Source organism: Candidatus Methylomirabilota bacterium, from assembly GCA_035709005.1.
Lineage (GTDB): Bacteria > Methylomirabilota > Methylomirabilia > Rokubacteriales > CSP1-6 > 40CM-4-69-5.
In genome coordinates, this window is record DASTFB010000085.1 from 1 (window position 1) to 12569 (window position 12569).

A 12569-nucleotide genomic window follows, 5' to 3' on the forward strand; every position below is an offset into this window, starting at 1 on the left:
TCGAGATCGGCGATCGTGCGGGCGACCTTCAACAGCCGGGCGTGGCCTCGGGCCGAGAGTCCCAGGCGAGCCGCGGCCGTCGTCAGCAGGCGTTCGCCGTCTGCGGGCAGCAGGCAAAAGCGTCGCAACTGCCGGGCGCTCATGTCGGTATTGATGCGAAGGGACGTTCCGCGAAAGCGCTCACGCTGGCGGATGCGGGCCCGGGCCACACGCGCCCGGATGATGGCCGACTTCTCCTCGGTGGCCGCGGCATGGAGTTCGCGCGCGTCGAGGGCGGGAAGCTCGATGTGGAGATCGACCCTGTCCAGCAGCGGCCGGGACAGGCGCCCCAGGTAACGGCCGCGCTCGGCCGGCGTGCACACGCAGCGGTCGAGCGAGGGACACCCCCGCCGACAGGGATTGGCGGCGGCCACCAGCTGAAAACGGGCCGGGAAGTTACCCACACCCGCCGCCCGCGCAATCGAGACGCGGCCGTCCTCCAGCGGCTGTCGCAAGGATTCGAGGACATGCTGCTGGAACTCCGGCAGCTCATCCAGGAACAGCACACCGCGGTGAGCTAGCGTCACCTCTCCGGGGTGCGGAGGGCTGCCACCCCCGATCAGTCCGGAGACGGAGATGGTGTGATGAGGAGCTCGAAACGGGCGCGTCTTCAACAAGCCGGCCCCGGCCGGCAAGAGGCCCGCCACGCTCCAGATCGTCGACACCTCCAGTACTTCGTCGTCGGCGGGGGGCGGCAGGATCCCGGTAAGTCGACGGGCCAGCATCGTCTTGCCGGTTCCCGGGGGGCCGACCAGCAGCAGGTTGTGCCCGCCGGCCGCGGCGATCTCCAGGGCTCGCTTGGCGTGGGCCTGCCCCCGCACTTCGCTGAAATCGCCGTCCTCGCCGGCGGTGATGGCCGGCGACACGGGCGGAGCCATGGGTGGTGGCAGGACCTCCCCCCGCAGAAGGCGTACGGCTTCGGCCAGGGTGGACGCCGCAAGGGCGCGCACGCCGGCCACCGCAACGGCCTCGCCGAGATTGGCCAGCGGAACGAGGACGGTGGCAACCCGGTGACGACGGCAGGCGAGGCCCACTGCGAGCACCCCGCGCACTGCCTGGATCTGTCCATCGAGCGCCAGCTCGCCCACGACGAGGAATGATTCCCGTCCGCCGTCAAAGGCTCCCGTGGCTGCCAGGATACCGAGCGCGATTGGCAGATCGAACGCGGCGCCTTCCTTCCGGATATCGGCGGGAGCCAGATTCACGGTGATGCGATCGTTCGGGAAGGTGAACCCGGCGTTGCGGATGGCGGTGCGCACCCGTTCTCGGCTTTCACGCACGGCGGAGTCGGGCAGGCCCACGGTGGTGAACGATGGCAGTCCGCCGGCGACGTCGACTTCGACCCGAATGGGCACGGCCTCGACGCCGATGAGCGCAGCAGAGAGGACCCGCGCAAGCATGCCCCGATTGTTGGTGGCCCCCGGGAGGCCGTCAATGGCGGGAATTCGATACAATCGGCCCATGCAGAAGACGTTGCAGATTCGTACGCGCAAGAAGCACGAGGTGGTCGATCTCACCCCGCACGTGACCGCCGTGGTCTCGGGGGCCGGCCTGGCCGAGGGGCTGTGCACGGTGTTCGTCCGTCACGCGACCGCCGCCATCGTGATCAACGAGAATGCCGATCCCGGCTTCCGGCTCGATATCCTCGCCGCGCTCGACAAGCTCTTTCCGGAGGGGGTGTGGGAGCACGACAAGGTCGACGATAACGGCGCGGCCCACCTCAAAGCCGCGTTCCTGGGCCCCTCGGAAACCATTCCCGTGCAGGGGGGCCGGCTCCGACTGGGCACCTGGCAGGGGATCGCGCTGGTCGAGTGCGACGGCCCCCGAGAGCGTGAGGTCGTGGTCGACGTGCGGGGATGAGGCGGCTGCCGAGGCCCGTTCACGTGGCGGTTCAACTACAGCGTGCACGATGGTAAAGTCCTGGAAGGGCTGGAACTCTCGAAGGAGCCTCCCGCCCCAGGCATGCCAGAGACCGATCAATCCAGGCCCAGGGAGACCATCCTCGTCGTCGACGACGAACGTCCCGTTCGAGAGCTCGTTGGCGATGTGCTCCGGCTGCAAGGCTACGAGGTGCTGACCGCCGAGGACGGCCTGTCGGCCCTGCGGGCGGCCGATTCTCATTCGGGCCCCATCGACCTCGTGGTGGTCGACGTCGTGATCCCGGGCATGCACGTCAAGGACCTGGTGGATCGGCTTACCACGGCCCGCCCCGGCATCAAAGCCCTCTACATTTCCGGCTTCACGGGAGACCTGGTGGGGTTGCAGGGCCAGGTCCGGCTCGAGACGAACTTTCTCCAGAAGCCGTTCACCGTCGACGGGCTGGCCCGCAAAGTGCGGGACGTACTCGGGGCGGCCTAGCTCAGCGGTTCAGGGCCCGCCGGGCGAAGCCGAGCAGGCCCTGGGGCAGGAAGACGATCATCACGATGAAGACGATTCCCAGCGGAATGAGATAGTACTCCGTCAGGTACCGCGACAGGGCCTCGCGTAGCAACAGGAAGAACGCCGCGCCAGCGAACGGCCCGACCAAGGTCCCCATGCCTCCCATGACGTTGAAGATGACCACCTCGCCCGACACGATGAAGAAGACGAAATCGGGGGCCGCGAACTTGTTTTGAAGCGCGTAGAGCGCCCCGGCCAGCCCGGCCACCAGGCCGGACAGCATGACGGCGACGATCTTGTACCGTTCGACGTGGTAGCCAATGGCGCGCGTGCGCGCTTCGTTCTCGCGGATAGCCTGAAGGACTTTGCCGAACGGGGACTGGGTGATGCGGCGGACCACGAGGTACGCCGCCGCCACCACGGCCAGGACGAACCAGTGGAAGGTCACCGCTGTGAAGCGGACCGAGTCGAGGCCGGGCAGGGTGAGTGGTGGCTGCCGGAAGGTCAGGCCGTTCTCACCCCCGGTCACCTCCGTCCAGGTGAAGATGATGACGTAGAAGATCTGCGAGAACACGAGCGTGGAGATGGCGAAGTAGATGTCGCGCAGTCGCGTGGCGAAGAAGGCGACGAACACGGCGACCAGGCCGGCGCCGGCCAGTCCGTAGAGGAGGCTGATCCATAAGTTTGGCGGCGTCACGGTGAGGAGCGCGGCCGCGGCGCCGTACATGCCCAGGCCGAAGAACGCCGAGTGTCCGAACGAGACCATGCCCGTGTAGCCGATCAGGATGTCGGAGGACATCGCCAGCAGCCCCCATACCAGAATTTCGGTGGCGAAGCGTTGCCAGAACGGGGGCAGGACGAGCGGTGCGCCGGCCAGCAGTATCAGAACGATCGTGAACGCGGTCCAGTAGCCGATCCGGGACGACGTCGTCGTCGCGAGCGCCGTGGGCGTCGCGGGAATTGCCGGGGGCCCGTCCACCGTGCGCATGGCGTTACTTGGGCGTCGGCACGAACAACCCCGTGGGCCGGAACAGCATGGTGAGGACCAGCACGACGAACGAGACGATCACCGCCTGCGCGGGGCTCACGACGAGCGACGCGTAGGCCTCGACCAGGCTGACGAAGATGGCGGCCAGGATCGACCCGCCCAGGTTGCCCATGCCCCCCACCACCACGACGATGAAGGCGCGGAGCGTGAAGTCGAAGCCCATCGTCTGGGTGACCCCGGCGAACGGACCGAACAGAACGCCGCTAGCCGCCGCCATCGCCGCGCCGATGGCGAAGACCCCGGTGTGGACCCAGGGCACCGGGATGCCCATGGCCTGGGCCATGATGCGATCCTGCGTGGTGGCCCGGATCCAGATACCGAACTTGCCGTACTTCAAGAAGAGCCAGAGGCCGCCGATGATGAGCCCGGCCATCACCGCGGTGGCGATGCGGTACCAGGGATACTGCAGGTAGAAGAGGTCGAAGTCTCCGGGCACCGGCTCGGTGATCCGGCGCACCGATGGTCCCCACTGCCACAGCGCGTACTTCTGGAGCACGAGCGAGATCCCGAAGGTGGCCAGGATCGTCGTGAGCGGGTCTCGGCCGATGAGGGGACGGAGCGTCGTGACCTGGAGCAGGGCGCCCAGCAGGGCGATGGTCAACGCCGCCGCGGCCAGCGCCACCCAGAAACTGCCGGAGACGGTCAGGGCGGTGGCCCCCACGAAGGCCCCCAGCATCATGAGGTCGCCGTGGGCGAAGTTGACGATATCCATGATGCCAAAGATCAGCGTGAGCCCGGACGCCACCAAGGCCAGCACCATGCCGTTGACGAGGCCGTTGATGGTCTGGATGACGATTTGATCCATCCTAGACCCCCAGGTATTCGTGGATCACGCGCGGGTCGGCGCGTAGTTCTGCAGCCGGGGCATGGTGACGGACCACCCCCTTCTCCATGATGTAGACGCGCTGGGCCGCCTCCAGCGTGAGAGGGACGTTCTGCTCGACGAGCAGGATGGCGACACCGTCGCGGTGCAGCGCGTGCACGATCTCCCGGATCTGAGACACCATGCGGGGCATGAGCCCCTCGGTTGGCTCGTCCAGCAAGATGATCTTTGGCTCCAGCATCATGGCCCGGGCGATGGCCAGCATCTGCTGCTCGCCGCCGGAGAGCGTGCCCCCGGCCTGGCGGCGCCGCTCGCGGAGGATGGGGAAGCGCTCGTAGACCCTGTCCAGTAACTGCTGCCGCTTCTGCTCGCCGACGCCGGGACGGTCCAGTCCGGTGCGGAGGTTCTCGAGGACCGTGAGCAGGCGAAAGATGCGCCGCTCCTCCGGGACCCAGGCGATCCCCAGCCCGGCCAGCGCATGCGTCGGCAGCCCGGCCACGTCGCGCCCCTCGAAGGCGATGCGGCCACCCGTCCGGCGCGCCAGACCCATGATCGCCTTGAGCGTCGTCGTTTTGCCGACCCCGTTCCGACCGATCAAGCCGACGACTTCTCCCGGGCCGACCTCCAGGGACACCCCGTGGAGAATGTGGGACTTCCCGTAGTGCGCGTGGACGTCGTCGAGGATCAGCATCAGGTCTTGAGATAGACCTCCTGGACTCGAGCGTTGGCCTGGATCTCGCCCGGTGTTCCCTCGGCCAGCACCTCACCGTAGTTCAGCACGGTGATGGCGTGAGCCAGGCCCATCACCACCTCCATGTCGTGCTCCACGATGATGACGGTCAGATCCTGGGCGATCCGGCGGATCAGGTCCACGGTGGCGTGGGTCTCGGCCACGCTCATGCCTGCCGTCGGCTCGTCGAGGCACAGCAGCCGCGGCTCGGTGGCCAGCGCGATGCCGATCTCCAGATTCCGCTGCTCCCCGTGGGAGAGGTTGGAGGCCACCTCGTCCTCCTTGGCGCCGAGGGCGACGTCGCGCAGGATCGCCCGGGCGCGGTCGATGACGTCCCCGTACGCCCGGTGGTGACGGAGCATGCTCCAGTTGTGGTGGCGGGCCTGGGCCGCGATCCTGACGTTCTCGAGCACGGTGGCGCCGGGCAGGATATTGGTGATCTGGTACGAGCGGGCGATCGCCTTCCGGCAGATGGCATGGGGGGGCAAGCCCGCGATGTCATCGCCCCGGAAGATGATCCGGCCACCGGTCGGCCGCAACACGCCGGTGATGCAGTTGAAGAGGGTGGACTTGCCGGCGCCGTTGGGACCGATGATGCCGCGGATCTGCCCGGTGGGAACGGCGATGGACACGTTGTTCAGCGCCGCCAGACCGCCGAAGTACACGCTCAGCGCCTCGGTGCGGAGGATGGGGACGTCCGGCTCACCGTTGCCGGGAGCCGCTCCGTGGCGGCCGGGGGAGTGCGGGAGGCTCATCGCGATCGTCCCAGTCGCGTCGGAGGGGCCGGAGGGATCAGTGCCACCCCTCCGGCCTCTCCCGGCCTCACGCTAGGCGAACTTGCACGCCGGCGGGAAAAGCGTCTTTTCCTTGGGGATGACTTGCACGATCTTGTGCTTGCCGTTCTGGATCGTGAAGATGAACTCCCGGATGAAGGCCTGGTGATCCTCTTTGCGGAGGGTCTTGTCGCCCTGGGGGAAGTCGTCGCTCTCTTTGGCCTCCATGCCCTCGAGAGCCTCGATCAGCTTCATCGTGTCCTGGCGACCGCGGAAGCCCGACTTCTGGATGCCCAGCTTGAGGAAATTGATGGCCTCGAAATTCGACTGCACGTACCGATCGGGCAGCGGCCCGGACGGATCGATCTTCTTGAGGGCAGCCACGGCCTCGTCGAAAAACTTCTTGTGGTGCGGCGTATTCAGGGGTGGGTCGAGTACGGGGACATAGCGGTTGATGCCGATGAAGCCTTCGATCTTCTGCCCGAGGGCCGGCAAGTGCGTGGATTCCGCGATGGCCCCGTCCCCGGCGTACTTGTACTTCTTGGTGATCCCGAGATCGTAGGCGGCGCTGGTGAAGTTGACGGCGTTGGCCCCGAAGAAAATGCCGAACAGCCCGTCGAAGTTGCCGGTGATCCTGGACACGAACGGCGCCATGTCGGCGGTGCCCAGCGGGATACCGGTCGTGCCGACGACGGACCCCCCGCTCTTCTTGATCTGGTCGATATAGGCGTCGCGGGTGGATTGGCCCCACGCGTAGTCCAGGTAGGCGATGTGCCAGCGCTTGCCCATCTTGCTCACCAGGTACGGCGAGATGGCGACGGCCTGGGCCGGGGCGTAGTCGAACGGCCGGAACGTATAGCGGCTGCACTTGGTGGTCGTGATGGTCGTGTCCAGACACACGCCGATCATGTTGACGATGCGGTGCTCTTCGTAGACCGGCATGCAGGCCAGACAGACGTTCGACAGATAGCCGCCTTCCATCACGTCGACCTGATCCTCGACCACGAGCTTCTCCGCCTTGCGGCGGCCCACGTCAGGCTTGGACTCGTAGTCGGCCACCAGCAGCTCGATGGGCCGGCCGTTGAGGCCGCCGGACTTGTTGATCCGCTCGACGGCCATCTGGGTGCCCACCAGGGCGGTCTTGCCACCGGCGGCAGCCGTCCCGGACAGCGGCTGCATCGTGCCGATTTTGTACGGCTTGGCCTGGCCGAAGGCCTCACGCCACGGTGGGGGCACGAGCATCGTGGCCCCCAGCGCCCCCGCCGCGGCGGCAGAGAGCGAGAGGAACCGGCGGCGCGTCTTCTTACCGCTCCACCACATGGCTTGGGCCCAGGGTTCGTCTTGCCACCGTTCCGCCATTGGTCTCCTCCTTAGGTGCCCACAGGGCCACGAGGGTTTCGAAAAGGTAACCCCATTGCTACCGGCCCCGCAAGGGGCTCATCCAGCCAGGAGCCCGGCCGCGCCCAGGGCGCGCGCGATGGCTTCGCGCTCCGCCTGTCCCACCGGCGTCAGCGGGGGCCGCACGTGCGCCGCCGGGATACGGCCGAGCAGCACGAGTGCTTCCTTCATGCGGTTGTGCATGTCCACGAACGGCGGCGCGTAGAAGACCCGCACCAGGGGGTCCAGCCGGTCGTTGAGACGGCGGGCGCTGTCCAGATCGCCCTTCTGGCAGGCGGCGAACAGCTCGGCTTGCAGGTCCGCCGTGACACTTCCCATGCCGGAGATGGCCCCGTCGGCGCCCAGCAGGAAGGTCGACATCAGCGACATCGTGAAGGACGACAGCATGGCCACCGGGCGTCCCGTGGCGCGGAGCGCGCGAAGGTTGGCTTCGAACGCGACAATGTCGTTCGACCAGTCCTTTACCGCGGCCACCTGGGGAATCCGGGCCAGCCGGGCCAGCGTCTCGGGCGCGTAGCCGATGCCCGAGCCCGGCGGGTACTCGAACACCACGATGGGCAGGTCGGCCTTGTCGGCGATCTCCGTGAAGTGGCGCACCACCATGTCGGGCTTCAGCTGGGCGCCCCACATGAAGAGTGTCGGCGGGAAGACCAGCACGCCGGCCGCCCCCAGGGCCTTGGCGTCGCGGGCCAGCGCGACCGCCTCCTGAGTTCCGTCGGAGTAGACGCCGGCGACGATCGGACAGCCGTCCCCGACCTCGTCGAGCGCGATCGCCAGCGCGCGCTTGCGCTCCTCGCGGGACAGCGAGGAGACCTCCGCAGCGTGGCCATTGGCGACGATGCCCGTCACCCCCGGCGTGTCGGCCAGCCAGCGGACATGGGTACGGTAGGCAGCCTCATCGATGGAGAGGTCGGCCCGGAAGGGGAGGATGTTCGCCGGCATGATGCCCGAAAACCGCAGTGGCTCGCTCATGATGTGCTCCTCGTCAGGCCATGACTGGTCGATGACCTCCCTGAAGGATACGACGCGCCCCCCGGCCGGGCCAATGGGGTCCGGACGGAGCGTCCAGCTCCCCTGGAGTTATCGGGACTCCTGCGGACCGCCGAGGGCGGGGATGATCTCCCTGGCGATCAGCTCCACCTGGTCGGGCTGGTACCGGTAGGGGATCAAGATGATGCGATCCACGCCCGAGGCCACGTGGGCCCGCAGCTGGTCGATGCACTCGTCGACGCTGCCCCGGATGGCGTGCTCGATGGTGGACTCGCTCCAGGCCGCGACGTCCCACTCGGTCTGCAGCCACTGGCGCATCGGCGTCTCGGTCTCGGCCCGGGAGCGGCCGACGTAGATGGCGAGCTGATTCGTGCCGTTGAGCGTCGCCGGGTCGCGGCCGGCCTCACGCGCGTAGGCGACGATCTTGGCCCAGGCCCGCCGATAGCTGTCCGGCGTGTAGAAGTAGGTCAGCCATCCGTCGGCGGTAGTGGCCACGCGCCGGAGGACGGCGTCCACGTAGCCGCCGATCAAGATCGGCGGGCGCGGCCGCTGCACCGGTCGGGGCCGCATGACCGCCTCCCGCAGGTTGATCTCGTCGACCTTGAGGCTGACCCGGTCCTCGCTCCAGAGCCGGGTGAGGATCGCCAGGTTGCGCTCGAACAATCGACCGCGCTGGTTGAACGGCACGCCGACGGCATCGAATTCGCGGGCATACCAGCCCGCGGCCACCCCGAGGATCAGGCGTCCTTTCGAGACGACGTCGAGGGTGCCCAGGGCCTTTGCCGCGATCGTCGGATTGCGGAGTGGCAGGACGAGAATGCCGGTGCCGAGCTTGATCCGCCGCGTGCGGGCGGCGATGGCGGTGAGCGTTCCGATCGCGTCCAGGATGGGGAAGGCCGGCTCCACTCCGAGGATCACGTGGTCCCACGCCCACACCGACTCGAAGCCCAGTGCTTCGGCCCGCTCGGCGTAGGCCAGGAGCGTATCGATGTCCGGCGTTTCGGCGGGTCCGACGAAGTTCTTGAGCGCGAGCCCCCAGTGCACGGGCTACCCGAGGAAGCGTCGATCCGGGTCGAGCTGGCGCAGCAGTTCGAGCTCCTCGCGCTCGGGCGGCTCCGTGGTGGCGACGTCGGCCGGCATCAGCACGTCGAAGCCGGTGTTGTCGCGGACCTGCTCGGGGCTCACTGCGTGATGGAGGGCTTCCAATCGCATTCGGTGGGACTCGGGGTCGAATCCGAACAGGCCCAGGGTGGTGACCACGCGCCTCACGCCACCGAACAGGAGCCCGGCCTCCCGCCGGCTATGGCCGCCTGTAAGCCAGCCCGGACTGGTTACGAAGTCGACCCGCTCGACGAAACGCCGGCGCTCGTGGGGCGTGACGATGATGACCTCACGGCAGAGCGACGCGATGTCGTTGGCGCCGCCGCTACCCGGTAACCGGACCCTGGGTCTCGCGTAGTCCCCCAGCACACTGGTGTTGACATTACCGTGCGCGTCGACCTGGGCCCCGCCCATGAAGCCGACGTCGAGGAAGCCGCGCTGGGCGAAGAGAAAGATGTCGGTGATGGCCGGGAGCATCTGGGCCCGGTGGGCCGCCCGCATCTCGTTCGTCGAGATCGGCAACCGTCCGGGCTTGATTTGGGGGCCGATGATCCCGCCCTCGATCACGATGGTCAGGCGCGGCGCGTGGCGCTGCTGGGCCAGCGCTGCCGCCAGCAGCGGAACGCCGACCCCGGCGAACACCGTCGAATCGTCCTTCAGCTCGCGCGCGGCGACGACCGCCAACAACTCGCTCGGCGTGCAGGGTGCTGTCATGCGTTTCGAGCGCGGGCTTTGCCCGCGCCCTCGATCCTGGGGGAGGCCTCGGAGGGGGCCGTCGAGGCCCCCTCCGAAGTACTCGCCCCCTCCGAAGTGAGCTCGCGGGCCAGGCGACACTGCTGAGCCAGGCGCGCACCCCCGAACAGCTCCAGGTAGTCCGCGAAGCTGGGCGGGCTGTAGACGTAGCGATCCAGGTACTCTTCCACGGCCCGCGAGCCGGCGTGCTGGATGGATCTCACGTACGCGTCGAAGTGATCGAAATCGGCCTCGTAGAGTCCGTAGCACTCGTGGGGAAAGGACCCGAAGGGCACATGGACGAGCGCGTCGACCAGGAACCCGGGGATCGCCGTGCGGTCAGGATGGCGGCGGGTTTCCTCCTCGGGGACGAGCTCCTCGGTGGTCACTACCACGGCGGCTGCGGCTCGCGCGATGTCGGCGTCCATGTGAGGATAGCCGTCGATCTGACAATTGCCGAAGCGGTCGGCACGGTGCACGTGTAGCACGGCCACGTCCGGAAACAGGGCGGGAATGGCGGCGACGGTGGCGCCCGTGTACGGGTCCACGACGGTCTTGAGCCCGGTGGTGCCGGCCAAGTCCGAGCCGAGCATGGTGAGCGCCGGAACGAAGGGCACCCCCATCGCGGCGGAGCGAAAGCGCAAGCCCAGGGCCAGGTGGCTCCATTCCTCGAAGGCGACCCGTCCGCCTTCGACGTGCTCCCGCATGATCCGCGACACGCCCCAGGGCAGGCCGATGGACATCCACGAGGTCATCACACGCTCGACGGCGCCCGCCACCATCATCAGCTCGCCCTCGGTGCACATGAGATTGCGCACCAGGGTCAGGCCGCGGCGGCGGTGGCGCAACAGTTCGCGGACCACGGCGAGTGGCGTGCGGGAGAAGAGGCACCCCCCAACCGCCACCGTGTCGCCATCGCGGACCCGGGCCGCCGCATCATCGAGACTGGTGAGCTTGTCGCCGGCGGACTTCGGTTTCGTCTCGAGCCGCTGACGGGCCGTGACGAACTCGGGTGTCGCTATGTCAGGACCTCCCAGGCGGCCTGGTAGCGATCGAGCTCCCGCCGGGTGCGCTCGTCCATCACGTGCTCACGCTCGGGCACCTCGATCCGCTTGGCCTCCCCGCACAGCGCCGTGGTGAAGTACCGCTGGCCGGTGTCGTTGGCCATGGTGACGATGGGCGCCAGGCCGGGATGACGCCGGGCGAGCTTGACGGCCGCCGCCACGTTGCCGCCGGTGGAGATTCCGCAGAAGATCCCCTCCTCGGCAGCCAGACGTCTGGCCGTGGCGATCGCCTGCTCAGTCGTGATGGTGATCACGCCGTTCAGGAGCGAGACGTCGAGATTCTCGGGGATGAACCCGTCCCCGATGCCCTCGATACCGTGGGGCCCCCAGGCGCGCCGGGCCAGCAGCGCGCATTCGTCGGGCTCCACCGCGTACAGGCGAATCCGGTCGTCCTGCTCGCGCAGGTAGCGGCCCACTCCGGACAGGGTGCCGCCGCTGCCCTGCGCGGCCGCGAAGGCCCCGATGACGCCGCCGCACTGTTCCCAGATCTCGGGTCCCGTGGTGCGATAGTGGGCCTCGATATTGTCGGTGTTGGAGAACTGCCCGGGTACCCAGTAGCCGGTCGAATCACCCGCGCGGATCTCACCGAGCCGCCTGAGCGCGAGGTCGACGTCGCTTTCCCCCCCGGGGGTGAACACCAGGTCTGCGCCGTAGGCCCGCATGATCTTCTTGCGCTCGTCGCTCATCCCTTCGGGCATCACGACGGTGCAGGGATAGCCCTTGACGGCGGCGACGAAGGCGCAGGCGATGCCCGCGTTACCGGTCGAGCACTCGAGCACCCGCATCCCCGGGCGCAGCTCTCCACGCGCCTCGGCGCGCTCGAACATGTAGAGGTAGATCCGGTCCTTGAGGCTGCCGGTGGGGCTGTACCACTCGAGCTTCAGGTAGATGGCCGGAACGATGCCCCGCGTCACGCGGGACAGGCGTACGAGCGGCGTCCGTCCCACCGCCTCGGTGATCGACGTGAGTCCGTGTCGGTACGCATCCCACAGGATCGGCACGGGAGCGAATTGTACCCCACCGCCGCGCCGGCGTCCCTCCAGGGTCGCGACGGTCAGATGAGGCCGGAGGCGTCGAAGGCGGCGGGGATGTGGCGCACCTGGCTGGTGCCATCGTCCGCCACGGTAACGGTAACGACGTCGAATCGACAGGGGGCCGATTCGAGGCCACGCCACTTGAGGTAGTGCTCGGCCAGCCGTACCAACCGGCGGCGCTTCTGCCAGGAGACCGCCGCGCTCGGCGCCTCGCCCCAGCGCGCGTGTCGACACTTCACCTCGACGAAGATCCAGCGGTCACCGTGCCGGCACACGAGGTCGATCTCGCCCGCGGGGAGGCGGACGTTGCGGGCCACGACGGAGCACCCGCTACGTTCGAGGAATGCCGCAGCCGCGGCCTCGGCAGCCTGTCCCAGCGCACGCCGCCGGTCCACGGTATGGGTGTACACCGGCCGGGGATGGCGGAACAGCGTCCAACAACCGCGACGGTATCGCCG

Annotated in this window: 14 protein-coding genes; 2 read left to right on the forward strand and 12 right to left on the reverse strand. The window is 68.1% G+C overall.

The window, feature by feature from the left end:
* A partial coding sequence (locus tag VFR64_14860; protein ID HET9491020.1) for a YifB family Mg chelatase-like AAA ATPase occupies positions 1 to 1439 on the reverse strand: 1439 nt, incomplete at its 3' end.
* 61 nt (positions 1440 to 1500) lie between these two features.
* Here VFR64_14860 and VFR64_14865 point away from each other — a divergent pair.
* Positions 1501 to 1899, forward strand: a complete 399-nt coding sequence (locus VFR64_14865) for a secondary thiamine-phosphate synthase enzyme YjbQ (protein HET9491021.1) — start codon at positions 1501 to 1503, stop codon at positions 1897 to 1899.
* 102 nt (positions 1900 to 2001) lie between these two features.
* Positions 2002 to 2397 carry a response regulator gene (locus tag VFR64_14870; GenBank protein ID HET9491022.1) on the forward strand — a complete coding sequence of 132 codons (396 nt, stop codon included), beginning with the start codon at positions 2002 to 2004 and terminating at the stop codon, positions 2395 to 2397.
* Position 2398: 1 nt separating this feature from the next.
* Here the strand turns inward: VFR64_14870 and VFR64_14875 are convergent, their stop codons facing one another.
* The 11 genes from VFR64_14875 to VFR64_14925 all read right to left on the reverse strand — a co-directional run.
* Positions 2399 to 3406, reverse strand: coding sequence for a branched-chain amino acid ABC transporter permease (locus VFR64_14875; protein ID HET9491023.1), 1008 nt, complete (start codon positions 3404 to 3406; stop codon positions 2399 to 2401).
* 4 nt (positions 3407 to 3410) lie between these two features.
* Complete coding sequence (locus tag VFR64_14880) at positions 3411 to 4271, reverse strand: branched-chain amino acid ABC transporter permease (GenBank protein HET9491024.1); 861 nt, start codon at positions 4269 to 4271, stop codon at positions 3411 to 3413.
* A gap of 1 nt (position 4272) precedes the next feature.
* A complete protein-coding gene (locus VFR64_14885; GenBank protein HET9491025.1) occupies positions 4273 to 4980 on the reverse strand; it encodes an ABC transporter ATP-binding protein in 708 nt (235 codons plus the stop codon).
* Positions 4980 to 5774, reverse strand: coding sequence for an ABC transporter ATP-binding protein (locus VFR64_14890; protein HET9491026.1), 795 nt, complete (start codon positions 5772 to 5774; stop codon positions 4980 to 4982). Before VFR64_14890 ends, VFR64_14885 begins: the two co-directional genes overlap by 1 nt.
* 72 nt (positions 5775 to 5846) lie before the next feature.
* Entirely contained in the window at positions 5847 to 7151 is a 1305-nt protein-coding gene (locus VFR64_14895; protein ID HET9491027.1) for an ABC transporter substrate-binding protein, read from the reverse strand.
* A gap of 78 nt (positions 7152 to 7229) precedes the next feature.
* A complete protein-coding gene (locus tag VFR64_14900) occupies positions 7230 to 8162 on the reverse strand; it encodes a dihydrodipicolinate synthase family protein (protein HET9491028.1) in 933 nt (310 codons plus the stop codon).
* A gap of 108 nt (positions 8163 to 8270) precedes the next feature.
* Positions 8271 to 9224, reverse strand: a complete 954-nt coding sequence (locus tag VFR64_14905) for a TIGR03619 family F420-dependent LLM class oxidoreductase (GenBank protein ID HET9491029.1) — start codon at positions 9222 to 9224, stop codon at positions 8271 to 8273.
* Between the two features lie 3 nt (positions 9225 to 9227).
* Positions 9228 to 9995 carry a CoA-transferase gene (locus tag VFR64_14910; protein ID HET9491030.1) on the reverse strand — a complete coding sequence of 256 codons (768 nt, stop codon included), beginning with the start codon at positions 9993 to 9995 and terminating at the stop codon, positions 9228 to 9230.
* Positions 9992 to 11050, reverse strand: coding sequence for a CoA-transferase (locus tag VFR64_14915; GenBank protein HET9491031.1), 1059 nt, complete (start codon positions 11048 to 11050; stop codon positions 9992 to 9994). The genes VFR64_14910 and VFR64_14915 overlap by 4 nt, the downstream gene beginning before the upstream one ends.
* Positions 11032 to 12078: a PLP-dependent cysteine synthase family protein gene (locus tag VFR64_14920; protein HET9491032.1), complete on the reverse strand. Its 1047-nt coding sequence runs from the start codon at positions 12076 to 12078 to the stop codon at positions 11032 to 11034. The genes VFR64_14915 and VFR64_14920 overlap by 19 nt, the downstream gene beginning before the upstream one ends.
* Positions 12079 to 12131: 53 nt before the next feature.
* Positions 12132 to 12569, reverse strand: a 438-nt coding sequence (locus VFR64_14925; GenBank protein HET9491033.1) for a YraN family protein, incomplete at its 5' end; no start/stop codon positions are given.

What these genes read in the sequence shown, in the direction of transcription:
- VFR64_14890 (HET9491026.1), bottom strand. Translation starts at nt 5,774, where the DNA reads ATGAGCCTCCCGCACTCCCCCGGCCGCCACGGAGCGGCTCCCGGCAAC.
- VFR64_14900 (HET9491028.1), bottom strand. Translation starts at nt 8,162, where the DNA reads ATGAGCGAGCCACTGCGGTTTTCGGGCATCATGCCGGCGAACATCCTC.
- VFR64_14865 (HET9491021.1), top strand. Translation starts at nt 1,501, where the DNA reads ATGCAGAAGACGTTGCAGATTCGTACGCGCAAGAAGCACGAGGTGGTC.
- VFR64_14910 (HET9491030.1), bottom strand. Translation starts at nt 9,995, where the DNA reads ATGACAGCACCCTGCACGCCGAGCGAGTTGTTGGCGGTCGTCGCCGCG.
- VFR64_14880 (HET9491024.1), bottom strand. Translation starts at nt 4,271, where the DNA reads ATGGATCAAATCGTCATCCAGACCATCAACGGCCTCGTCAACGGCATG.
- VFR64_14875 (HET9491023.1), bottom strand. Translation starts at nt 3,406, where the DNA reads ATGCGCACGGTGGACGGGCCCCCGGCAATTCCCGCGACGCCCACGGCG.
- VFR64_14895 (HET9491027.1), bottom strand. Translation starts at nt 7,151, where the DNA reads ATGGCGGAACGGTGGCAAGACGAACCCTGGGCCCAAGCCATGTGGTGG.
- VFR64_14870 (HET9491022.1), top strand. Translation starts at nt 2,002, where the DNA reads ATGCCAGAGACCGATCAATCCAGGCCCAGGGAGACCATCCTCGTCGTC.
- VFR64_14885 (HET9491025.1), bottom strand. Translation starts at nt 4,980, where the DNA reads ATGCTGATCCTCGACGACGTCCACGCGCACTACGGGAAGTCCCACATT.